Below are 24,204 nucleotides of genomic sequence, written 5' to 3' on the forward strand. Positions count from 1 at the left end.
CTCGTCGCTCCCTAGATGTCCCGGAAGATCTCGATCTGGGCGCCCACCGAGTTGAGGCGCTCGGCCAGTTCCTCGTAGCCGCGGTTGATGACGTAGACGTTGCGCAGCACCGAGGTGCCCTCCGCCGCCATCATCGCCAGGAGGACGACCACCGCCGGGCGCAGGGCCGGCGGGCACATCATCTCGGCCGCGCGCCAGCGGGTGGGGCCCTCGACCAGGACGCGGTGGGGGTCCAGGAGCTGGAGGCGGCCGCCCAGGCGGTTGAGGTCCGTCAGGTAGATGGCGCGGTTGTCGTACACCCAGTCGTGGATCAGGGTCTGGCCCTGGGCCACCGCCGCGATGGCGGCGAAGAACGGGACGTTGTCGATGTTCAGCCCGGGGAAGGGCATCGGGTGGATCTTGTCGATCGGGGCTTCGAGCTTGGACGGGCGGACCGTGAGGTCGACCAGGCGGGTGCGGCCGTTGTCGGCGACGTACTCGGCGGAGCGGTCGTGGTCCAGGCCCATCTCCTCCAGGACGGCCAGCTCGATCTCCATGAACTCGATCGGCACCCGGCGGATGGTGAGTTCGGACTCGGTGACGACCGCCGCGGCCAGCAGGCTCATGGCCTCGACCGGGTCCTCGGAGGGGGAGTAGTCCACGTCCGCGTCGATGACCGGCACGCCGTGCACCGTGAGGGTGGTGGTGCCGATGCCCTCGACCTTGACGCCCAGCGCCTCCAGGAAGAAGCACAGGTCCTGGACCATGTAGTTGGACGAGGCGTTGCGGATGACGGTCACGCCGTCGTGGCGGGCCGCGGCCAGCAGGGCGTTCTCGGTGACGGTGTCCCCGCGCTCGGTCAGGACGATCGGGCGGCCGGGGGAGACGCCGGGCTCGACCTTGGCGTGGTAGATGCCCTCGGTCGCGGTGATGTCCAGGCCGAAGCGGCGCAGGGCGATCATGTGCGGCTCGATGGTGCGGGTGCCGAGGTCGCAGCCGCCGGCGTAGGGCAGGCGGAAGTGGTCCATGCGGTGGAGCAGGGGGCCCAGGAACATGATGATGCTGCGGGTGCGGACGGCCGCCTCCGCGTCGATGGCGTCCATGTCCAGGACGGCCGGCGGGATCAGCTCCAGGTCCACGCCGTCGTTGATCCAGCGGGTGCGGACGCCGATGGAGTTGAGGACCTCGAGGAGCCGGTAGACCTCCTCGATGCGCGCCACCCGGCGCAGCACCGTGCGGCCCTTGTTGAGCAACGAGGCGCACAGCAGGGCGACGCAGGCGTTCTTGCTCGTCTTGACGTCGATGGCGCCGGACAGTCGGCGGCCGCCGACCACGCGCAGGTGCATCGGGCCGGCGTAGCCCAGGGAGACGATTTCGCTGTCGAGCGCTTCACCGATACGGGCGATCATCTCAAGGCTGATGTTCTGGTTGCCGCGTTCGATGCGGTTCACCGCGCTCTGGCTGGTGCCGAGCGCCTCGGCGAGCTGGGTCTGGGTCCAGCCACGGTGCTGCCGGGCGTCACGGATGAGCTTGCCGATGCGTACGAGGTAGTCGTCTGCCATGGGGGCACGGTATCTCAGATATGAGATGGTGATCGCATCGGGTGGTACAGATGGGTGATAGGCGGGTGTTGTCGCCCATATCGGGTTTGCCGGCCGTCAGGTTCCGGCCCGTGGCGGGGGCGTGGAGCACCCCCGCCTCACCCCCGCCCCGGGCCCGCCGCCGGCTCAGTGGTCCGTGCACCCGCAGGCGCGGTGGCGGCCGCCGTGGACCGCCGCGTACGCGGCCGGGCGCGGTGCCGCCGCCCGGCGGGCCAGGCCGGCCGCGGCCGCGCGGCCCGCCGCCGAGCCGGCGTCGTGCACCACGCGTCCGCCGACCAGGGTCATCCGTACCTGCGTCCCGCTGATGTCGGCCACCGGGCAGCGCGTCACATCCCGGTCCAGCAGCACCAGGTCCGCCGCCTTGCCCCGCTCCACGGTCCCGGTCAGCCCGTCCTGGCGCAGCTGCCAGGCGGTGCCCAGGGTGTGCATCCGCAGCGTGGAGGTCCGGCCCAGTGCCTCCAGCTCCGGGTGCAGGGCGCCCGCCCCGTACGCCCCCTGGCGGTCGACGGCGGTACGGAGCTGGTTCCACACCTGGAGGGCGTCCACCGGCCAGTCGGAACCGCCCGTCAGCCGGGCGCCGGCCCGCTCCAGGCTGCGCGCCGGGTACATCCGCCGGTGCCGCTCGGGCCCGATGTACGGCAGCAGCGCCTCCATCGTCCAGGTGTCGGCGGTGGCCCACTGGAGCTGCATGCAGGCGGCCACCCCGAGCCGGGCGAACCGCGGCAGGTCGGCCGGGTCCACCAGCTGGAGGTGCGCGACCGTGTTGCGCAGGTCGCGCCTGCCGGTGGTGCGCAGGGCGGCCTCGTACCCGTCCAGCGCGGTGCGGACCGCCCGGTCGCCCAGGCCGTGGGCGTGCATCTGCCAGCCGATGGCGTTGAACGCGGCGGTCAGCCGCCCGTAGTCGGCGGCCGAGGTGTACAGCTCGCCGCGGTTGGCGGTGGGCCGGCCCTGGCCGTCGAGGTACGGCTCCAGCAGCGCGGCCGTCTGCGCCGGGTACTCGATGACCCCGTCCAGGAACACCTTCACCGTGCCGAAGCGCAGCCCGGCCACGCCCCGGAACTCCCGCTCCAGCCCCAGCGCGTAGGCCTTCGATGCCGCCGGGTCCTTCGTCTGCCCCACGTCCAGCCGGATGGCCGGCACGATCCGCTGCGGGAGCCGCCCGGCCGCCGAGAGGGCCTGGTAGAGCTCCAGTTCGTGCCGTCCGACCAGGGCGTCCATCATCGTCGTCACCCCGGAGGCCGCCGCCTGGGCCAGCACCTTGGCGCACGCCTCCACCAGCGCGGCCCGGGTGGGCTCGGGGACGTGCCGCTTGACCAGGTCCTGGGCGTCGTCCTTGAGCACGCCCGTGGGCTGCCCGTCGGCGCCCTTGACGATCCTGCCGCCCGCCGGGTCGGGCGTGGCGGCCGTGATGCCGGCGATGTCGAGGGCCCGCTGACTCGCCCACAGGTTGTGCCCGTCGCCGCCGACCAGGACCACCGGCCGGCGGGTCGGGAGCGCGTCCAGCAGCGCGTGGTGCGGCAGGGTGCCGGCGGGCAGCAGCCCCACCGGGTTCCAGTCTTCCACCACCAGCCAGGTGTCCGGCTCGGCCCCGGCGCCGCCGGTGTCGGCGAGGAAGCCCGTGAGGATCTGCGTCAGCTCGGCGGCCGTGGTCTCGGCTCCCTCCAGTGAGGGCCGCAGCGACCGGTCGCCCGCGCCCAGCGGGTGCACGTGCCCGTCGTGGATGCCGCTCATCAGGGTGGCGCCGCGCCCGTCGACCACCTCGGTGTCCCGCCCCGCCAGCCGGCGCACCTCGGAGTCGCCGCCCACCGCCAGGATCCGCCCGTCGCGGCCGACCGCCACGGCCGTGGCCGGCGCGCCGCCCGGGGTGCCCGTGAAGACCCGCGCTCCGTGCACCACCAGCGCGGCGGAGCCGCGCGAGGGGGACGCCGAGGCGTCGGCGGCGCCGGCGCCCAGCAGACCCGCCGCCCCGGCGGCGCCGGCCGCCGCGAGGAGCCCGCGCCGGGAAACAGAAGACGTCATGACCACTCCAAACCGTTGGCTGTGGCCAGGACACTCGGTGATTAACCCCTTAACCAGAACCCGCCCCCGGCGACGGATTCCGCACGGCTTCCCGTACCCCGCCGCCCGCGGAATCCGTACGATGACCCGCGTGCCGCCCGGACCGACCCTCGCCGACATCGCCCGCGCCGCGGAGGTGTCCACCGCCACGGTCTCGCACGCCCTCAACGGCACCGGACGGCTCGGCGAGGGCACCCGCCGCCGGGTCCGCGAGATCGCGACCGGCCTGGGCTACGGAGCCCCGCGCGCGCCCCGCACCCGCACCCTGGGCCTGGCCGTGACCACCTTCGCCGGGGCCCCCTGGAACTTCGTGGCCGTCGCCTACTTCTCCCGCTGGCTGACCGCCGCCACCTCCGCCGCCCACGCCCACGGCTACGCCCTGACCACCCTGCCCGCCGACCGGGGCGCCGGGACGGACTGGCACCACCTCGCGGTGGACGGGATGCTGCTGCTCGACAGCCCGTACGACGACCCGGTGCTGCGCGCCCTGCGGGCCCGGGGCATCCCGCTGGTCTTCGACGGCCGCCCGGCCGACCCGCGCCCGGGCGACGTCTGGGTGGACAACGACCACACCGCCGCCACCCACGAGGTCCTCGACCACCTCGCCGCCGCCGGAGCCCGCCGCATCGCCCTGCACACCGGTTTCGGTGACGAGCACTACACCCGTGCCGTCACCGAGGCGTACGAGCACTGGTGCGCCCGGCGCGGCCGGACCCCGCTGCCGGTCCGCTTCGACCCCCACGACGGCCCCGGCCACGCCTTCGACCGGCTCTTCGCCGCCGGCGGGGCCGACGCCGTGTACTCCCTGTACGACCCGGGCGGCCGCCAGGCCCTGGCGGCCGCGGCCCGGCACGGCCTCCGTGTACCGCGGGAGCTGCTGCTGGTCTGCGCGAGCGAGGACCCGGCATACACGGACTGCGACCCTCCGGTCAGCACGCTCACCCTCCATCCGGAGGCGCTGGCCGAGACGGCCGTGGCGGCCCTGGTCGCGCTGGTGGAGCGGGGCGCCGCGGCGGCGCCCGGCGGGCTCACCGTCCCGGCGACCCTGCTCCACCGGGCCTCGTCCCGCCGTTGAGGGCGTCGTGACGAGATGTGCGGCAGCAGTGGACGGTGAGTGCGGGGCGGCGCGACGTGCCGAGACGGACACGGAGGCGTGCTGACCCGAGGTGCGGCCATGTACTAGAGTTATCTCGACATCGAGATATCTGCCGAAGGCGTACCGCAGCCGCCCCCGCGAGTAAGGGCTACCTAACTTAGCCTTACCTTAGCGGATTGGCCACAGGGCGTGGCGGCAGGATTGCGGTAATACGCGCGAATCATGCATGAAGGAGACTGTCGTGTCGGCGAACAGCTTCGACGCCCGCAGCACGCTGCAGGTGGGCGACGAGTCGTACGAGATCTTCCGGCTGGACAAGGTCGAGGGCGCCGCGCGCCTTCCCTACAGCCTGAAGGTCCTGCTGGAGAACCTGCTCCGCACCGAGGACGGCGCGAACATCACCGCCGACCACATCCGGGCGCTCGGCGGCTGGGACTCCCAGGCGGAGCCCAGCCAGGAGATCCAGTTCACGCCGGCCCGCGTGATCATGCAGGACTTCACCGGCGTCCCCTGCGTCGTGGACCTCGCCACCATGCGTGAGGCCGTCAAGGAGCTCGGCGGCGACCCGTCCAAGGTCAACCCGCTCTCCCCGGCCGAGCTGGTCATCGACCACTCGGTCATCGCCGACAAGTTCGGCACCAAGGACGCGTTCTCCCAGAACGTGGAGCTGGAGTACGGCCGCAACAAGGAGCGCTACCAGTTCCTGCGCTGGGGCCAGACCGCCTTCGACGACTTCAAGGTCGTCCCCCCGGGCACCGGCATCGTCCACCAGGTCAACATCGAGCACCTGGCCCGCACGGTCATGGTCCGGAACGGCCAGGCGTACCCCGACACCCTCGTCGGCACCGACTCGCACACCACCATGGTCAACGGCCTCGGCGTGCTCGGCTGGGGCGTCGGCGGCATCGAGGCCGAGGCCGCGATGCTCGGCCAGCCGGTCTCCATGCTGATCCCGCGCGTCGTCGGCTTCAAGCTGACCGGCGAGCTGCCGACCGGCACCACCGCCACCGACCTGGTGCTCACGATCACCGAGATGCTGCGCAAGCACGGCGTCGTCGGCAAGTTCGTCGAGTTCTACGGTGAGGGCGTCGCCGCCACCTCCCTCGCGAACCGCGCCACCATCGGCAACATGTCGCCGGAGTTCGGCTCGACCGCCGCGATCTTCCCGATCGACGACGAGACCCTGAAGTACCTGCGCCTGACGGGCCGCGACGCCCAGCAGGTCGCCCTCGTCGAGGCGTACGCCAAGGAGCAGGGCCTCTGGCTGGACCCGAAGGCCGAGCCCGACTTCTCCGAGAAGCTCGAGCTGGACCTCTCCACGGTCGTCCCGTCCATCGCCGGCCCGAAGCGCCCGCAGGACCGCATCGTCCTCGCGAACGCCGCCCAGCAGTTCGCCCAGGACGTGCGCAACTACGTCGAGGACGACGACGAGGCGGGCAAGGAGTCCTTCCCGGCCTCCGACGCCCCGGCCGCCACCAACGGCGTGCCGACCCGTCCGACCCTGGTCACCCTGGCCGACGGCTCCTCCTTCGAGATCGACCACGGCGCCGTCACCGTCGCCGCGATCACCTCCTGCACCAACACCTCGAACCCCTACGTCATGGTCGCCGCGGCGCTCGTGGCCAAGAAGGCGGTCGAGAAGGGCCTGACCCGCAAGCCGTGGGTCAAGACCACCCTCGCCCCGGGCTCGAAGGTCGTCACCGACTACTTCGACAAGGCCGGCCTGACCCCGTACCTCGACAAGATGGGCTTCAACCTCGTCGGGTACGGCTGCACCACCTGCATCGGCAACTCCGGTCCGCTGGACGAGGAGATCTCGAAGGCGATCAACGAGCACGACCTCGCGGTCACCTCGGTCCTCTCGGGCAACCGCAACTTCGAGGGCCGCATCAACCCCGACGTCAAGATGAACTACCTGGCGTCCCCGCCGCTGGTCGTCGCGTACGCCATCGCGGGCTCCATGAAGGTGGACGTCACCACCGAGGCCATCGGCACCGACACCGAGGGCAACCCGGTCTTCCTCAAGGACATCTGGCCCTCCGAGGCCGAGGTCAACGACGTCGTGGCCAACGCCATCGGCGAGGACATGTTCTCGAAGTCCTACCAGGACGTCTTCGCGGGTGACGCCCAGTGGCAGGCGCTGCCGATCCCGACCGGCAACACCTTCGAGTGGGACGCCGAGTCCACCTACGTCCGCAAGCCCCCCTACTTCGAGGGCATGACGATGGAGACCACCCCGGTCTCCGACATCGCCGGCGCCCGCGTGCTGGCGAAGCTGGGCGACTCGGTCACCACCGACCACATCTCCCCGGCGGGTGCGATCAAGGCCGACACCCCGGCCGGCAAGTACCTCACGGAGCACGGCGTCGAGCGCCGCGACTTCAACAGCTACGGCTCCCGCCGCGGCAACCACGAGGTCATGATCCGCGGTACCTTCGCCAACATCCGCCTGCGCAACCAGATCGCGCCGGGCACCGAGGGCGGCTTCACCCGCGACTTCACCGTCGAGGGCGCGCCGGTCGCGTTCATCTACGACGCCTCGCAGAACTACCAGGCCGCCGGCATCCCGCTGGTCATCCTGGCGGGCAAGGAGTACGGCTCGGGCTCGTCCCGCGACTGGGCCGCCAAGGGCACCGCGCTGCTCGGCGTCAAGGCCGTCATCGCCGAGTCCTACGAGCGCATCCACCGCTCGAACCTGATCGGCATGGGCGTCCTCCCGCTCCAGTTCCCCGAGGGCGCCACCGCGGCCTCCCTGGGCCTCACCGGCGAGGAGACCTTCTCCTTCACCGGTGTGGAGGAGCTGAACAACGGCACCACCCCGCGCACGGTCAAGGTCACCACCGACACCGGTGTCTCCTTCGACGCGGTCGTGCGCATCGACACGCCGGGTGAGGCGGACTACTACCGCAACGGCGGCATCATGCAGTACGTCCTGCGCAACCTGATCCGCGGCTAAGGGCGCGCCAGGCGGAGCGATCCGCCGGCAGTCGGCACCATAGGGCCGTACCCCCGAAAAGGGGGTGCGGCCCTTCCGCTTTTCGGGGCGGCGGAATCAGATGACGGACAGGTCTCAACTCGGAAAAGCCGGGAACGATCCTTGTGCACGATCTTGCTGAGCAAAGCGGAAGTGGACTATACCTGTGCCCCAATCCTGACGAAGGCGAGGACTTGAGCATGGGATCCACCGGTGAGGGCCTCGGCCGCCGTGATCTGATCAAGCGCTCCGCAGCGCTCGGACTGATCGCCGTGCCGACGATGAGCTTCCTGTCCGCCTGCGCCTCCGGGGGCGGGGACACCTCCACGAAGGGCCCCGACAAGGGGCTCGTCTCCAAGGAGAACCCCTTCGGCCTCGCCAAAGGCGGCAAGCTCGACGTGGTCATCTTCAAGGGCGGGTTCGGTGACGACTACGCCAAGGCCTGGGAGGCGGCGTTCGACAAGAAGTGGGGCACCACCAGCTCCCACCTGGGCACCCAGGAGATCGCGGCCAAGCTCCAGCCCCGGTTCAACGGGGGCAACCCGCCGGACGTCCTCAACGACTCCGGCGCCCAGATGATCAAGATCGACGTGCTCGCCAAGGGCGGCCAGCTCGCCGACCTGACCGCCGTCCTCGAGGCCCCCTCGATCGACGACCCGAACAAGAAGGTCCGCGACACCCTGATCGCCGGCACCGTCGAACAGGGCACCCAGGCGGGCAAGTTCGTCGCCCTCAACTACGTCTACACCGTCTTCGGGTTCTGGTACTCCGGCAAGCTCTTCAAGGAGAAGGGCTGGACCGAGCCCAAGACCTGGGACGAGTTCCTGGGCATCTGCGCCAAGGCCAAGGAGGCCGGCATCGGCGGCCTGGCCCACCAGGGGAAGTACCCGTACTACATCAACGTCGTGATCATGGACCTGATCGCCAAGAAGGGCGGTCTGGAGGCCATGAAGGCCATCGACAACCTCTCCCCGAACGCCTTCGAGGGCAACCCGGCCGCCCTGGCCGCCATCGAGGCCGTCTACGAGGTGGTCGAGAAGGGCTACCTGATGCCCGGCACCAACGGCCTCACCCACACGGAGGCGCAGACCGCCTGGAACCAGTACAAGGCGGCCTTCATCCCCTCCGGCTCCTGGCTGGAGAACGAGCAGCTCAAGCAGACCCCGGACGACTTCGACATGAAGTTCCTGCCGGTGCCGGTGCTCGCCGACAGCAAGCTGCCCTTCACCGCCATCCGGGCGGGCGCCAACGAGGCCTTCGTCGTCCCGGAGAAGGCCGCCAACAAGGCCGGCGGCCTGGAGTTCCTGCGCACCATGCTCTCCCGCGAATGGTCGACGACCTTCGCCCAGCAGGCCAACTCCCTCACCGTCGTCAAGGACGGCGTCGACCCCTCCGTCAAGCTCCGGCCGGGCACCCAGTCCGCCGTCGCCGCGGTCAAGGCCGCCGGGACCGACACCTTCAACTACCTGTACCCCGACTGGTACAGCGAGATGGACTCCGACATCCAGAACGCGTCCAACGAGCTGATGGCCCAGCGCATCCAGCCGAAGGAGTGGATCAAGCGGGCCCAGGCCGCGGTGGACAAGGCCGCCAAGGATCCCAACGCGAAGAACAACCACCGCAGCTGACCCCACGTCCACCGGCGCCACCACCAGGGACGGACACCATGAGCCCCGTAGCCCGGAGCAAGGGAAGGGCCGGCTTCATCGCCGGCTTCCTCATCCTGCCGCTCGCGCTGTACCTGACCTTCGTCATCTGGCCGTACGTGCAGACGTTCGGCTACTCCTTCACCAACTGGTCCGGCCAGTCCCCGACGTTCGACTTCGTCGGCCTGGAGAACTACGCGGCCCTGATGGAGGACGAGGTCTTCCGCAGCGCCCTGTGGCACAACCTGCTGCTCCTGGTGTTCGTCCCCGTCATCACCATCCTGCTCGCCCTCTTCTTCGCCTTCATGGTGAACGCGGGAGGGCGCAGCGGGGCCGGCGGGGTGCGGGGCGTCCGGGGGTCGGCCTTCTACAAGATCGTCTACTTCTTCCCGCAGGTCCTGTCCCTCGCCATCCTCGCCGTCCTCTTCGGGGCGGTGTACCGCAGTGACACGGGCGGCCTGCTGAACGCGTTCCTCGCCAAGCTGGGCCTGGTCGACCCGGCCCGCCCCGTCGAATGGCTCAACCAGCCGAACCTGGTCCTGTGGTGCCTGCTGCTCGTGGTGGTCTGGCACGGGGTCGGCTTCTACCTGGTCCTCTTCTCCGCCGCCATGCAGTCGGTCCCCAGGGACATCTACGAGGCCGCCCTGCTCGACGGCGCGGGCCGCGGCCAGACCTTCCTCAGGGTCACGCTGCCCCTCCTGTGGGACTCCGTGCAGACCTCGGCGGTCTACCTGGGCATCGCGGCCATGGACATGTTCGTCCTGGTGTCCACCATGACCTCCGGCCAGTTCGGCGGCGGCCCGGACCACCACAGCGAGGTCATGGCGACCGTGCTGATGCGCAACTTCCTCTACTTCGGCAAGAGCGGCTACGCCTGTGCCATGGGCGTCGTGATGCTGCTGCTGACCATGATCCTCTCCGTCGTCACGCTGCGCGCCACCCGCCGCGAGCGCATCGAGTTCTGAGCGGGAGACCCGATGACCACAGTGATCAAGGCACCCGGTGAGTCGGCCGCCGAGCGGTCCCGGGGGAGCGGCCGCCCCGAGGGCGCCGGCCGGACCCGCTCCGACGGCATGGTGCTGAACGTCTTCTCCCACGGCTTCCTGGCCGTCTGGGCGATACTGATCGTCCTGCCGCTGGTGTGGCTGGCGCTCGGTTCCTTCAAGACCGACTCCCAGATCGGCTCCTCCGCCCTGAGCTGGCCGACCAACTGGCACTTCGACGCCTTCGGCCGGGCCTGGGACAAGGGCATCGGCGGCTACTTCGGCCACACCCTGATCGTGCTGGCCTTCTCCGTCCCGCTGACCATGCTGCTCGGCTCGATGGCCGCGTACGTCCTGGCCCGCTACCCCTTCCCGGGGAACCGGATCATCTACTACTTCTTCGTCAGCGGGGCGATGTTCCCGGTGTTCCTGGCGCTCGTGCCGCTGTTCTTCATGGTCAAACGGCTCGACCTGCTGAACACCTACCAGGGTCTGATCCTGGTCTACGTCGCCTACTCGATGCCCTTCACCGTCTTCTTCATGCACTCCTTCTTCCGCACCCTGCCCACGGCGGTGCACGAGGCGGCGGTCATCGACGGGGCCTCCGACACCCGGATCTTCTTCCAGGTGATGCTGCCGATGGCCAAGCCGGGCCTGATCAGCGTGGGGATATTCAACGTCCTGGGCCAGTGGAACCAGTACATCCTGCCCTCCGTGCTGATGCAGCCCCAGAGCGGATCGGACCCCGAGCGCTACATGCTCACCCAGGGCCTGATCCAGCTCCAGTACCAGATGGGCTACCAGACGGACCTGCCGGTCCTCTTCGCCGGCGTGACCATCGCGATGATCCCGATGCTGGTGGTCTACCTCTCCTTCCAACGCCAGATCCAGGCGGGCCTGACCTCGGCCACCCTCAAGTAGGGCGCCTCCTCACAGCCAGGTGCCGAAGCGGCGGATGTACCAGGTCTTCACCAGCTGGGTCAGTGTGCAGTACGCGAGGAGGACGCCGATCAGCCAGGGGAAGTAGCCGGCCGGCAGGGCCGTGAAGCCCAGGGCGGGGGCCAGGGGCGAGAAGGGCAGCCAGAGGCCGGTCAGTACCGCCAGGACCGTCATCACCATCACCGGCCAGGAGGCGCGGGACCGGAGGAAGGGGATCTTGCGGGTCCGGATCATGTGGACGACGAGGGTCTGCGAGAGCAGGCCCTCGACGAACCAGCCGGTCTGGAAGAGCGAGGCCTCGCCCACGGTGTCGGCGGCGAACACGTTCCACATGATCACGAACATGGCGATGTCGAAGATCGAGCTGATCGGGCCGATCGTCACCATGAAGCGGAAGATGCCCTTGGCGTCCCAGTTCCTCGGCTTGCGCAGGTACTCCTCGTCCATCCGGTCCCAGGGCGTCGCCAGCTGGGCGATGTCGTAGACGAGGTTCTGCACCAGCAGCATGATCGCGAGCATCGGCTGGAAGGGGATGAACGCGCTCGCCACCAGCACCGAGAAGACGTTGCCGAAGTTCGACGAGGCCGTCATCTTGATGTACTTGACCGTGTTGCCGAAGGTGGTGCGGCCCTGGACCACGCCCTGCTCCAGCACGGTCAGGTCCTTCTCCAGCAGGATGATGTCCGCGGACTCCTTCGCGATGTCCACGGCCGTGTCCACGGAGATGCCGACGTCGGCGTCCCGCAGCGCGGCCGCGTCGTTGATGCCGTCCCCGAGGAAGCCGACCGTGTGGCCGTCCGCCTGCAGGGCCCGGACGATCCGGGCCTTCTGCACCGGGTTGGCCTTGGCGAAGACCGTCGTACGGGCGGCCAGCGCGCGCAGCCCCGTGTCGTCGAGGGCGTCCACCTCGGAGCCGGGCACCACACGGCCCACCTCGATGCCGACGTCGGCGCAGACCCGGGCCGCGACCAGCTCGTTGTCGCCGGTGACCACCTTCACCGCGATGCCCTTGTCGGCCAGGCCCCGCAGGGCCCGGGCGGCGGAGGCCTTCGGCGGGTCGAGGAAGGCGAGGAAGCCGACCAGGGTCAGCCGCTCCTCGTCCGCGACGGTGTAGGTGTCGCGGGGGGCGGCGATCCGCCGGGTGGCCACGGCCAGGACGCGCAGGCCCGCCCGGTTGTGGTCGGCGGCGACGGCCGTGGCGCGGCGCCGCAGCTCGTCGGTGAGCGCGACGTGCTCGCCCCGGTCCGTCAGGTGGGTGCAGAGGTCCAGGACCTCCTCGACGGCGCCCTTGGTGATCATCACGTGCTCGGGGCGGCCGGGGCCGTCCGTCATCGCGTTGCGGGCCAGGACCACGGACATCCGCCGGCGGGCGAAGTCGAAGGGGATCTCGTCGACCATCGTGAACCGTGCGTCGACGACAACCTCCTCGGCCTCGTCCACCCGGTCGATGACCGCCTGGTCCAGCAGGTTGCGCAGGCCGGTCTGGAAGTGCGCGTTGAGGTAGCCGTACTCCAGGACCTCGCCGTCCTCGGCGCCGTGCACGTCCAGGTAGCGGTCCAGGACGATGCGGTCCTCGGTGAGGGTGCCGGTCTTGTCCGTGCACAGGACGTCCATGGCGCCCAGGTTCTGGATGGCGTTGAGCCGCTTGACGACGACCTTGCGCCGGGCCATGGCCACCGCGCCGCGGGCCAGGTTGGCGGAGACGACCATCGGCAGCATCTCGGGGGTCAGACCCACCGCGACGGCGACACCGAACAGGAAGGCCTCCTGCCAGTCGCCCTTGGTCAGGCCGTTGATCATGAAGACGACCGGGACCATCACCAGCATGAAGCGGATCAGCAGGAAGCTGACCTTGCGCACCCCGGTGTCGAAGTTGGTCTGCGGGCGCTCGCCGACGAGGGTGCCGGCCATGGACCCGAAGTAGGTGTGGGAGCCGGTCGCGACGACCACGCCGGTGGCGGTGCCGGAGGTGACGGAGGTGCCCATCAGGCAGAGGTTGTCGGCCTCCACCGGGTCGGTCGTCGTGTGCCGGCCGAGGTCTTCGATTCGGCTGTCCGCCTTGGCCACCGGCAACGACTCGCCCGACAGGGCCGCCTGGTTGACCATCAGGTCCTTGGAGGTGATCAGCCGCAGGTCGGCCGGGATCAGGTCGCCGGCGGCCAGCCGCACCAGGTCACCCGGGACCACCTGGTCCATCGGGATCTCCAGCGTGGTCGGGACCGAGCCGCTGCCGGCCCGGCGCCGCACCGCGCAGGTGGTGGTGACGAGCTTCTTCAGGGCGTCGGCGGCGCGCCCGGAGCGGTACTCCTGCCAGAACCGCAGCAGCCCGCTGACCGCCACCATCACGGAGAGGATGAGGACGCCGGGGTCCGCGGGGTCCTGCCAGAACATGACGGCGGCCAGGAAGACGAGCACGCCGATGAAGGGGTTGCAGAACGCCTTCGCGAGCTGGGCCGTCCAGTGCGGCGCGCGCTCCTGGGCGACGGTGTTGGGGCCGTGCAGTCCCAGGCGGCGCACGGCCTCGCCGTGGGTCAGGCCGCCGTGGGAGGTGTCCACGTCCTGGAGGACCCGGGCGGCCGGGCTGGCGCTGACGGCGACGAGGCGCTCGCCGGCCAGGCGGGTGGCGGACTCCAGCTCGGCGGCCTTGCGCTCGCGGCGGGTCCGGCCCGGCGGTGCGAGCTTGGCCGGGGTACGGGGGGTGAGCATGGTCATGACGAATACCTCCCTCCACCGCGTCCGGGCAGCGCGCGGCCGCGCGGTCACGTGGAGTGGTCATGGGTCGGCGCGCGGTGGCGGGAGCCGCCACGGGGTGCGCCGAGGGCATGGATGACGTATGCCTGACAGGAGAGTCAGGGGCATGCGGAAAGAAGGAAACGAAACGAGCGTTCCTGTACGGAACGGTCAGCCGACGAGAGCGCGGCGAAGACTTCGATCGGGACTCATCCCGAACACCTCCTCGCGTCGCGCCGTCAGTACGCGGCGCCAGGTCCGGCCTGGAGGCCGCAGAGGACCGGCGCCTCGGCGACCGTAACACGATCCCGGAGGGTGGTGTTCATCCTTTTGGTCGGGTGTGTCCATTTCGGGATGTCTCCGGCCCTTGACGTCAGAGGGGCCAAACGCTCGACTTAAGGTTCACAAGTTGGAGAGACGCCGGGGTCTCGGAGCAGACAGCCTTGACGACCGGCCGGGGGGCGACGGATGGCCGTCGCTTATGGGCAGGAGTGGATGAGTCGTGCAGACTCCCGGATCGCAGTCCTCACTGCATCGCGCGAATCTCGAACGGGTCGTGCGGGCGGTGCGCCTCGCGGGTTCGCTGACCCAGGCGGAGATCGCCCGCACCACCGGACTGTCGGCGGCCACGGTCTCCAACATCGTCCGTGAGCTCAAGGAGGGCGGGACCGTCGAGGTCACCGACACCTCGGCGGGCGGCCGGCGGGCCCGCAGCGTCTCGCTCAGCGGGGACGCGGGCATCGTGATCGGCGTGGATTTCGGCCACGCCCACCTGCGGGTGGCCGTCGGCAACCTCGCCCACCAGGTGCTGGCCGAGGAATCCGAGCCGCTGGACGTGGACGCCTCCTGGGTGGACGGCTTCGACCGGGCGGAAGCGCTGGTCGGACGGCTGGTGCAGCAGGTCGGCGTGGCCCGCGACAAGGTCATCGGCGTCGGGCTCGGCGTCCCCGGACCCATTGACGTGGAGTCCGGAACCCTCGGCTCCACCGCGATCCTGCCGGGCTGGGCGGGGATCAATCCGCGCCAGGAGCTCTCGCGGCGCCTGGGCGTGCCCGTCTACGTGGACAACGACGCGAACCTCGGCGCGCTGGGCGAGCTGGTGTGGGGGAGCGGGCGCGGGGTGCGCGACCTGGCGTACATCAAGGTCGCCAGCGGTGTGGGCGCCGGCCTGGTGATCAACGGCCAGATCTACCGGGGTCCGGGCGGCACCGCCGGGGAGATCGGGCACATCACCCTGGACGAGTCGGGCCCGGTCTGCCGCTGCGGCAACCGCGGCTGCCTGGAGACCTTCGCCGCCGCCCGCTACGTGCTGCCCCTGCTCCAGGGCAGCCACGGGCCGGAGCTGACGATGGAGAAGGTGGTCGAGCTGGCCCGGGAGGGCGACCCGGGCTGCCGCCGGGTCATCGGCGACGTGGGCCGGCACGTCGGCAGCGGCGTGGCCAGCCTCTGCAACCTGCTGAACCCGAGCCGGATCGTGCTCGGCGGCTCGCTGGCGGAGGCCGGGGAGCTGGTCCTGGCCCCGATCAGGGAATCCGTGGGGCGCTACGCGATCCCCAGCGCGGCCCGGCAGTTGTCCGTGCTGACCGGTTCCCTGGGCAGCCGTGCGGAGGTACTCGGCGCACTCGCCCTCGTACTCAGCGAGATGGGCGATTCGACGCTTTTGGCAGAAAATGGAATGGGAGTGCGTGCCCCCGCCGCCGTGTCTTCATTTAGATAACGGATGACTCCGTTGTCATCTCGTTAAGGATTCACTCCTTGACGGCAAACTCGCGGCCGGGGTTGACTCACACCCACCTCGGCCGCAGTGTTGCGGCCTCGTCAGGGAGGTTCACTTCATGAACACGCGTATGCGTAGAGCCGCCGTTGCCGTAGCCGCCGGCGCCATGGCCGTCTCGCTGGCCGCCTGTGGCAGCGCCAAGGAGGCGGGGGGCGAGAAGAAGCCCTCGGGCCCCGCTGCCGCCGGTGAGGCGATCAAGGTCGGTCTGCTCCTGCCGGAGAACCAGACCGCGCGCTACGAGAAGTTCGACAAGCCGCTGATCGAGAAGAAGATCTCCGATCTGACCAACGGCAAGGCCCAGGTGGTCTACGCGAACGCCAAGCAGGACGCCACCACGCAGAACTCCCAGGTCGACACGATGATCACCAACAAGGTGAACGTGCTGATCGTCGACGCCGTGGACGCCAAGGCCATCGCGGGCTCGGTCAAGAAGGCCAAGGACGCCGGCATCCCGGTCGTCGCCTACGACCGCCTGGCGGAGGGCCCGATCGACGGCTACACCTCCTTCGACAACGAAGAGGTCGGCAAGGTGCAGGGCAAGGCCCTGCTGGAGGCCCTGGGCGACAAGGCCAAGGACGGCCAGATCGTCATGATGAACGGCTCCGTCACCGACCCGAACGCCGCGCTGTTCAAGAAGGGCGCGCACTCCGTCCTCGACGGCAAGGTGAACATCGGCAAGGAGTACGACACCAAGGAGTGGAAGCCGGAGAACGCCAACACCAACATGGCGGGCGCCCTCTCCGCGCTCGGCAAGGACAAGGTGGTCGGCGTCTACTCCGCCAACGACGGCATGGCCGGCGGCGTCATCACCGCCCTCAAGGCGGCCGGCCTGAACCCCCTGCCCCCGGTCACCGGCCAGGACGCCGAACTCGCCGGCGTCCAGCGCATCGTGGCGGGCGAGCAGTTCATGAGCGTCTACAAGCCGTACGCCCCCGAGGCCTCGGCCGCCGCCGAGATGGCCGTCGCCCTCGCCCAGGGCAAGAAGGCCGACGACATCATCAACAACAAGGTCGACAGCCCGACCACCAAGGGCGTCCCCTCCGTGCTGATCCCGGTCGTCTCGCTGACCAAGAACAACATCAAGGACACCGTCATCAAGGACGGCGTCTACACGGTCGACGAGATCTGCACCGACAAGTACGCGGCCGCCTGCGCCGCCCTCGGCCTCAAGTAAGGCCCCCGGCCCCCTCGCCGCCCCCGCGGCGACCCGGCCCCCCTGCCCTGCCCGGCGCCCCGCCCCTCATGCCCCCGCCAGCCGCAGGGCGCCGGGCAGAAACGTTTTTCCCTATCCCCGTCCACCCCGCTCCTGCTCTTTTGCACGACATCCCCGCCGGTCAGGCGGCGAAGGAGATGGTTCATGTGTCCGCTGCGCCCGTGCTGGCGTTGCGAGGGGTCTCGAAGCGGTTCGGTGCCGTCCAGGCCCTGACCGACGTAGAACTCGAGATCCACTCCGGTGAGGTCGTCGCCCTGGTCGGCGACAACGGCGCCGGCAAGTCCACGCTGGTCAAGACGATCGCCGGCGTGCACCCCATCGATGACGGAGTCATCGAGTGGGAGGGCCGCCCGGTCTCCATCGGCAAGCCCCACGACGCCCAGAACCTCGGCATCGCGACCGTCTACCAGGACCTCGCGCTGTGCGACAACATCGACGTCGTCGGCAACCTCTTCCTGGGCCGCGAACTCAAGCGCTACGGCGTGCTCGACGAGGTGGAGATGGAGCGCCGCGCCCGCGAGCTCCTGACCACCCTGTCCATCCGGATCCCCAGCGTCCGGATTCCCATCGCCTCCCTCTCGGGCGGCCAGCGCCAGACCGTGGCGATCGCCCGCTCGATGCTCGGCGAGCCCAAGCTCGTCATCCTCGACGAGCCCACCGCCGCCCTCGGCGTCGAGCAGACCGCCCAGGTCCTCGACCTGGTCGAGCGGCTGCGCGAGCGCGGCCACGCCGTCATCCTCATCAGCCACAACATGGCCGACGTGAAGGCCGTGGCCGACAAGGTGGCCGTGCTGCGGCTGGGCCGCAACAACGGCGTCTTCAACGTCGCCGACACCTCGCAGGAAGAGATCATCTCCGCCATCACCGGGGCCACGGACAACGCCGTGACCCGCCGGGCGGCCCGCACCGGGGAGGCCCGCAAGTGAGCACCGAACACCACACCGCGGCGGAGGACGTGGCCAAGCTGGCCAACCCGGCCGCCCCGGCGGACGCGATACCCGTGGTGGACCCCCGCCTCCTCGTGCGCGAGCGGGGCCTGTCCGGCTACCTGAGCGAGTTCGGCCGCAAGATGAAGGCCGGCGACCTGGGCTCGATCCCGGTCGTCCTCGGCCTGATCATCATCTGGGGCATCTTCCAGGGCCTGAACTCGAACTTCCTCTCCCCGGAGAACCTCTCCAACATCGCCATCACGATGGTCGCCACCGGCATGATGGCCGTCGGCATCATCTTCGTGCTGCTGCTCGGCGAGATCGACCTCTCGGTCGGCTCCGTCAGCGGCGTCTCGGGCGCGATCGTCGCCGTCCTGGCCGTCACCCACGGCGTCGACGAATGGCTCGCGATCCTCGCCGCAGTCGCCGGCGGCGCCCTGATCGGCGCCCTCCACGGCTTCTTCTTCGCCAAGATCGGCGCCCCCGCCTTCGCGGTCACCCTCTCCGGCCTGCTGTTCTGGTCCGGCGCCATGCTCCAGATCCTCGGCAGCAACGGCACCGTCAACCTCGACCCGGACGGCGTGGTCGGCAAGCTCACCACGTACTACTTCTCCGACGTGGCCGCCGGCTACGGCCTCGCGGCGGTCGCCGTGGCGGCGTACTTCCTCGCCTCCTGGACCGACAACCGCCGCCGGGAGGCCGCGGGCGTCCCCTCGCGGCCGCTGAGCGAGGTCCTGCTGCGCACGGGCCTGCTGGCCGTGTTCACCTTCGGCCCCGCCGTCGTGTTCAACCAGTACAAGGGCCTGCCGCTCGCGGTCGTCCTCTTCGTCCTGGCCCTGGTCGGCACGGACTTCGTGCTGCGCCGCACCACCTTCGGCCGCAACGTCTTCGCCCTCGGCGGCAGCGTCGAGGCCTCCCGCCGCGCCGGCATCAACGTCAACGGCATCCGCATCGCCGTCTTCGCCATCGCCGGCACCTTCGCCGCCATCGGCGGCCTCTTCTGGGCCTCCAAGATCGCGGCGGCCAACCAGAGCGCCGGCGCCGGCGACCTGCTGATGAACGTCATCGCGGCGGCCGTCATCGGCGGCACCAGCCTCTTCGGCGGCCGCGGCCGCACCTGGAACGCCCTCCTCGGCGTCATGGTCATCACCTCCATCCAGTACGGTCTGGCCCTGGAGGGGATCGCGACTCCGATCCAGTACATGATCACCGGTGCGGTACTGCTCGCCACCGTGGTCATCGACTCGGTCACCCGCAAGACCCAGAAGACCGCCGGACGCGCCTGAGCGCGCGCCCGGGGCGTCGCCCGGACGGTAAGACCCGTCACAGTGCCCGGTGCCACTCCGTGTGGCACCGGGCACCTGTGCGTACATATGTACGTACGGTTGTGCGGTCATACGTCCGTTTGGGAGGTGTGATTCCCCCGCGGGGTGTACAGGTATGACAAAGGGCGTACCCCTCCCGGCACCGCCCGATGATTCCGCCCGAGAGCGGAACATTAGACTCGACAGACCAGCCAGCAACTGCAAGGAGGCACGGGTGCTGCTGACCCGCATCACGGGACCGCGCGATCTGGACCGGCTCAGCCAGGAGGAGCTGATCCAGCTCGCCGCCGAGATCAGGTCCTTCCTGGTCGATGCCGTCTCCAAGACCGGCGGGCACCTCGGCCCCAACCTCGGCGTGGTCGAACTGACGATCGCCCTGCACCGGGTCTTCGAATCGCCGAAGGACAAGGTCCTCTTCGACACCGGGCACCAGGCCTACGTCCACAAGCTGCTCACCGGCCGCCAGGACTTCGCCGGGCTGCGCTCCAAGGGCGGCCTCTCCGGCTACCCCTCGCGCGCCGAGTCCGACCACGACGTGATCGAGAACTCGCACGCCTCGACCGTCCTCGGCTGGGCCGACGGCCTCGCCAAGGCCAACGAGGTCCTCGGCCGCGAGGACCACCACGTCGCCGCCGTCATCGGCGACGGCGCCCTCACCGGCGGTATGGCCTGGGAGGCGCTGAACAACATCGCCGCCGCCAAGGACCGCCCGCTCGTCATCGTCGTCAACGACAACGAGCGCTCCTACGGCCCCACCATCGGCGGCCTCGCGAACCACCTCGCCACCCTGCGCACCACGGACGGCTACGAGCGCTTCCTGGCCCGCGGCAAGGAGATCCTGGAGCGCACCCCCGTCGTCGGGAAGCCGCTCTTCGAGACCCTGCACGGCGCCAAGAAGGGCCTCAAGGACTTCATCGCCCCGCAGGGCATGTTCGAGGACCTGGGCCTGAAGTACATCGGCCCCATCGACGGCCACGACATGGAGGCGCTGGAGTCCGCCCTCCAGCGCGCCAAGCGCTTCAGCGGCCCGGTCATCGTGCACTGCCTCACCCAGAAGGGCCGCGGCTACACCCCCGCCCTGGAGCACGAGGCGGACCGCTTCCACGCGGTCGGCGTGATCCACCCGGACACCGGCCTGCCGGTCAAGACCTCCGCCGCCAGCTGGACCTCCGTCTTCGCCGACGAGATGGTCAAGCTCGGCCACGAGCGCCCGGACATCGTCGGCATCACCGCGGCCATGCTCCACCCGGTCGGTCTCAACAAGTTCGCCGAGGCCTTCCCGGACCGGGTCTACGACGTCGGCATCGCCGAGCAGCACGCCGCCACCTCGGCCGCGGGCCTCGCCACCGGCGGCGTCCACCCCGTCTTCGCGGTCTACGCGACCTTCCTCAACCGCGCCTTCGACCAGGTCCTCATGGACGTCGCCCTGCACAAGTGCGGGGTCACCTTCGTCCTGGACCGCGCCGGCGTCACCGGCGACGACGGCGCCTCCCACAACGGCATGTGGGACATGTCCATCCTCCAGGTCGTTCCCGGCCTGCGCCTGGCCGCCCCGCGCGACGCCGAGCAGCTGCGCGCGCAGCTGCGCGAGGCCGTCGAGGTCAAGGACGCCCCGACCGTCGTGCGCTACTCCAAGGGCGTCGTCGGCCCGGCCGTCCCGGCGGTCGGGAAGGTCGGCGGCATGGACGTGCTCCGCCTGCCCGCCCCCGAAGTCACCCGGCCGGACGTACTGATCGTCTCGGTCGGCGCGCTCGCCCCGATGTGCCTGGAGATCGCCGACCTGCTCGACAAGCAGGGCATCTCCTCGACCGTCGTCGACCCCCGCTGGGTCAAGCCCGTGGACGAGGCCATGGCCCCGCTCGCCGACCGGCACCGCGTCGTCGTCACCGTCGAGGACAACGGCCGCACCGGCGGTGTCGGCGCCGCCGTCTCGCAGGCCCTGCGGGACGCGGGCGTGGACGTGCCGCTGCGCGACTTCGGCATCCCGCAGCGCTTCCTCGACCACGCGCTGCGCAAGGAGATCATGGCCGAGATCGGCCTGACGGCCCCGGACATCGCCCGCCAGGTCACCGGCCTGGTGGCCAAGCTGGACGGCCGTTTCGAGAGCGAGCCGGCCGCCACCGTCGACTAGCCGCACGGCGGCCGGATCGCGCGGTTGCACCACACGGGCCGGGAGATCACCCTTGAAGGGTGGGCCTCCCGGCCCGTTCGCGTACTTCTTGGGAGGTGCGTCGGTGAGCTCGGATCTCAACAGCCCGTTCCGTACCAAGACGGTGGAACAGTCCATCCGTGACACGGAGGAGCCGGAGCACGCGCTCCGCAAATCGCTGTCCGCCTGGGACCTGACCGTCTTCGGCGTCGGCGTCATCATCGGTACCGGCATCTTCGTCCTCACGGGCATCGCCGCCCGCAACAACGCCGGCCCCGCCACCGCCCTCTCCTTCGTGGTCGCGGGCGTCGTCTGCGCCCTCGCGGCCCTCTGCTACGCCGAGTTCGCGTCCACCGTCCCGGTGGCGGGCTCGGCGTACACCTTCGCGTACGCCTCCATCGGGGAGCTGCCCGCCTGGATCATCGGCTGGGACCTGGTCCTAGAATTCGCCCTCGGCACCGCCGTCGTGGCCGTCGGCTGGTCCGGGTACGTGCGCCACCTCATGCACACCAACCTCGGCTGGGACATGCCCGCCGCCCTCACCGGGCGCGATGAGGGCGGCAGCTTCGACCTGCTGGCCTTCCTGCTGGTCCTGGTGCTGACCGCGATCCTCGTCATCGGGACCAAACTGTCGGCCCGGATCACCGCGATCGTCGTCGCGATCAAGGTGACCGTGGTGCTGCTGGTCATCATCGCGGGTGCGTTCTTCGTCAAGGCCGACAACTACTCGCCGTTCATCCCGCCCGCCGAGGCGCAGACCGGGGGAGGGGGCTGGGCGAAGGCACCACTGGTGCAGCTGATGTTCGGCTTCACGCCCACCAACTTCGGCGTCATGGGCATCTTCACCGCGGCCTCCCTCGTCTTCTTCGCCTTCATCGGCTTCGACGTGGTGGCCACCGCGGCCGAGGAGACCAAGAACCCCCAGCGGGACATGCCGCGCGGCATCCTGGGCTCGCTGTTCATCTGCACCCTGCTGTACGTCGCCGTCACGATCATCGTCACCGGTATGCAGTACTACAAGGAGATGTCGCCGTCCGCACCGCTCGCCGAAGCCTTCCGGGCCGTGGACCAGCCCTTCTTCTCCGGCGCCATCAGCCTCGGTGCCGCCGTCGGCCTCATCACGGTGTCCATGATCCTGCTGCTGGGCCAGACCCGCGTGTTCTTCGCGATGAGCCGTGACGGGCTGCTGCCGCGCCTCTTCTCCGTCACCCACCCGAAGTTCCGCACCCCCTACCGGGCCACCCTGCTCCTCGGCGTGATCATCGCCGTCGTCGCCGGGGTCATCCCGCTGGAGAAGCTCGCGGAACTGGTCAACATCGGCACCCTGTTCGCCTTCGTCATCGTCGCCCTCGGCGTGATCATCCTCCGCAAGACCCGCCCCGAGCTGCACCGGTCCTTCCGCACCCCGTGGGTGCCGGTGGTCCCGATCCTGTCGATGGCGGCCTCGCTGTGGCTGATGCTCAACCTGCCCGCCGAGACCTGGGTCCGTTTCGGGGCCTGGATGCTCATCGGACTCGTCGTCTACTTCCTGTACGGCATCCGCAAGAGCCGCCTCGCCCAGGCGGGACGGGACGCGGAACTCTAGGACTTGGTGCCCTTGCCGCCGCCCTTGGCGGGCGAGTCCTTCGCCGAGGGCGGCACCTTCTGGTCGGTGCGCAGGGCCTCCCACAACTGGGAGGCCTGCTCCTGGGCGACGACCACCCGGTTGGGGTCCACCTTGTCGTACGCCACCGGCAGCATGATGGTCTCCATCGTGGACGGGTCCACGCCCTTCATGCTCTGTGCGAAGTCGGCCAGCGCGGTGAGCGAGGCCAGGTCGGAGTCGGTGGTCAGGGACTTGGTGCCGGCGTCGGCGAGCTTGTAGAGCCGGGCCGGGTTGCCGAGGGCGTCCTGCTTCTTGATCTCGGCGAGCAGGGCGAGCATGAACTGCTGCTGGAGGCCTATGCGTCCGAGGTCGCTGCCGTCGCCGTAGCCGTAGCGGGTGCGGACGAACTTCAGCGAGTCCGTGCCGTTCAGCCGGTGCGTGCCCGCGTCGAGCTTCAGGCCGCCCTTCGCGCCCGTCATCGGCTGGTCCAGGGTGACGGTGACCCCGCCGAGGGCGTCCACCAGCCCCTTGAAACCGGCGAAGTCCACCTCCACGAAGTGGTCCACGCGGATCCCCGACAGCTGCTCGACCGTCTTGACCACACAGGCCGGACCGGCCACGGAGTAGACGGAGTTGAACATGACCCGGTTCGCTCCGGGGACGGTCTTGCCGTCCTGGTCCTTGCACTCGGGCCGGGTGATCAGGGTGTCGCGGGGGATGCTCACCGCGGTGGCCCGGGACCGCCCCTCGGGTATGTGCACCAGCATCGCCGTGTCGGAACGGGCCCCGCTGACGTTGCCGTGGTCGAGCTCGCCGTTGGCCCCGGCGCGCGAGTCGGAGCCCAGCACCAGGACGTTCTGGGCCTTCTCCACCACCTTCGGGGGGCGGTTGTCCGTACCGATCGCCCGGTCCAGGTCGACGCTGTCGATGTTGCCTTCGAGGTGGCTGTAGACCCACCAGCCGGCCCCGGCCGAGCCGAGGACGAGCACGGCCGCCGTCCACGCCAGCCCCCGGCGGATCCGGCTCGCCCGCGACCTGGTCCGCCCGGGCTCCGGCGCCGCCCCGGGCCCGGGCTCCGGTTCCGGCTCGGGCGTGGTCGTGGCGGTGTCGGCGGCGGTGGCGTCTGAGGTCATGCCCGCAACATAGACGCAGGGGCCCGCCGGAGGACCCCCGGGGTATCCTGATTCTGTTCGAATCGTGAAGGGGAAAGGGTTGCTTGC

The 24,204-nt window shown here is 70.1% G+C and carries 15 protein-coding genes; 11 read left to right on the forward strand and 4 right to left on the reverse strand.

Translation table 11 applies throughout. From position 1 onward, the window contains the following. Positions 1 to 11 precede the first annotated feature (11 nt). Both ACFY0O_RS18500 and ACFY0O_RS18505 read right to left on the reverse strand, forming a co-directional pair. Positions 12 to 1,541, reverse strand: coding sequence for a UDP-N-acetylglucosamine 1-carboxyvinyltransferase (locus ACFY0O_RS18500; RefSeq protein WP_362140513.1), 1,530 nt, complete (start codon positions 1,539 to 1,541; stop codon positions 12 to 14). A 165-nt stretch (positions 1,542 to 1,706) separates the two neighbouring features. After that, on the reverse strand, positions 1,707 to 3,599 hold the full coding sequence (locus ACFY0O_RS18505) for an amidohydrolase (protein ID WP_388947710.1): 1,893 nt from the start codon (positions 3,597 to 3,599) through the stop codon (positions 1,707 to 1,709). A 121-nt stretch (positions 3,600 to 3,720) separates the two neighbouring features. On the opposite strand from ACFY0O_RS18505, the gene ACFY0O_RS18510 reads away from it, so the two are divergent. The 5 genes from ACFY0O_RS18510 to ACFY0O_RS18530 all read left to right on the forward strand — a co-directional run bounded on the left by ACFY0O_RS18510 (position 3,721) and on the right by ACFY0O_RS18530 (position 11,258). Further along, positions 3,721 to 4,713 carry a LacI family DNA-binding transcriptional regulator gene (locus ACFY0O_RS18510; RefSeq protein WP_388947711.1) on the forward strand — a complete coding sequence of 331 codons (993 nt, stop codon included), beginning with the start codon at positions 3,721 to 3,723 and terminating at the stop codon, positions 4,711 to 4,713. 262 nt (positions 4,714 to 4,975) lie between these two features. Next, positions 4,976 to 7,690, forward strand: coding sequence for an aconitate hydratase AcnA (acnA, locus tag ACFY0O_RS18515; protein ID WP_388947712.1), 2,715 nt, complete (start codon positions 4,976 to 4,978; stop codon positions 7,688 to 7,690). Between the two features lie 218 nt (positions 7,691 to 7,908). After that, positions 7,909 to 9,336, forward strand: a complete 1,428-nt coding sequence (ngcE, locus tag ACFY0O_RS18520; RefSeq protein ID WP_358891708.1) for an N-acetylglucosamine/diacetylchitobiose ABC transporter substrate-binding protein — start codon at positions 7,909 to 7,911, stop codon at positions 9,334 to 9,336. A 38-nt stretch (positions 9,337 to 9,374) separates the two neighbouring features. After that, positions 9,375 to 10,319 (forward strand): sugar ABC transporter permease, encoded by a 945-nt coding sequence (locus tag ACFY0O_RS18525; RefSeq protein WP_358891707.1) that lies wholly within the window; start codon positions 9,375 to 9,377, stop codon positions 10,317 to 10,319. Between the two features lie 12 nt (positions 10,320 to 10,331). Further along, positions 10,332 to 11,258, forward strand: coding sequence for a carbohydrate ABC transporter permease (locus ACFY0O_RS18530; protein WP_358891706.1), 927 nt, complete (start codon positions 10,332 to 10,334; stop codon positions 11,256 to 11,258). Positions 11,259 to 11,267: 9 nt separating this feature from the next. On the opposite strand, the gene mgtA is transcribed toward ACFY0O_RS18530, so the two are convergent. After that, positions 11,268 to 13,988, reverse strand: coding sequence for a magnesium-translocating P-type ATPase (mgtA, locus tag ACFY0O_RS18535; RefSeq protein ID WP_388947713.1), 2,721 nt, complete (start codon positions 13,986 to 13,988; stop codon positions 11,268 to 11,270). A 520-nt stretch (positions 13,989 to 14,508) separates the two neighbouring features. Between mgtA and ACFY0O_RS18540 the strand changes: the two genes are divergently transcribed. The 6 genes from ACFY0O_RS18540 (at position 14,509) to ACFY0O_RS18565 (ending at position 22,984) form a co-directional block, all read left to right on the forward strand. Further along, positions 14,509 to 15,723 carry an ROK family protein gene (locus ACFY0O_RS18540; RefSeq protein ID WP_388947714.1) on the forward strand — a complete coding sequence of 405 codons (1,215 nt, stop codon included), beginning with the start codon at positions 14,509 to 14,511 and terminating at the stop codon, positions 15,721 to 15,723. A 118-nt stretch (positions 15,724 to 15,841) separates the two neighbouring features. Continuing rightward, positions 15,842 to 16,957, forward strand: coding sequence for a substrate-binding domain-containing protein (locus tag ACFY0O_RS18545; RefSeq protein ID WP_358891703.1), 1,116 nt, complete (start codon positions 15,842 to 15,844; stop codon positions 16,955 to 16,957). A 176-nt stretch (positions 16,958 to 17,133) separates the two neighbouring features. Continuing rightward, a complete protein-coding gene (locus tag ACFY0O_RS18550; protein WP_042818391.1) occupies positions 17,134 to 17,922 on the forward strand; it encodes an ATP-binding cassette domain-containing protein in 789 nt (262 codons plus the stop codon). Positions 17,923 to 17,951: 29 nt separating this feature from the next. After that, positions 17,952 to 19,211 carry a sugar ABC transporter permease gene (locus tag ACFY0O_RS18555; protein ID WP_388947783.1) on the forward strand — a complete coding sequence of 420 codons (1,260 nt, stop codon included), beginning with the start codon at positions 17,952 to 17,954 and terminating at the stop codon, positions 19,209 to 19,211. Between the two features lie 253 nt (positions 19,212 to 19,464). Beyond that, positions 19,465 to 21,381 carry a 1-deoxy-D-xylulose-5-phosphate synthase gene (dxs, locus tag ACFY0O_RS18560; protein ID WP_388947715.1) on the forward strand — a complete coding sequence of 639 codons (1,917 nt, stop codon included), beginning with the start codon at positions 19,465 to 19,467 and terminating at the stop codon, positions 21,379 to 21,381. A 103-nt stretch (positions 21,382 to 21,484) separates the two neighbouring features. Further along, positions 21,485 to 22,984, forward strand: coding sequence for an amino acid permease (locus tag ACFY0O_RS18565; RefSeq protein ID WP_388947716.1), 1,500 nt, complete (start codon positions 21,485 to 21,487; stop codon positions 22,982 to 22,984). Here the strand turns inward: ACFY0O_RS18565 and ACFY0O_RS18570 are convergent. Next, positions 22,981 to 24,117, reverse strand: coding sequence for an LCP family protein (locus ACFY0O_RS18570; protein ID WP_388947717.1), 1,137 nt, complete (start codon positions 24,115 to 24,117; stop codon positions 22,981 to 22,983). The two genes, ACFY0O_RS18565 and ACFY0O_RS18570, sit on opposite strands and share 4 nt — an antisense overlap. Positions 24,118 to 24,204: the final 87 nt, after the last annotated feature.

The organism is Streptomyces sp. NPDC001594, from assembly GCF_042893675.1.
Lineage (GTDB): Bacteria > Actinomycetota > Actinomycetes > Streptomycetales > Streptomycetaceae > Streptomyces.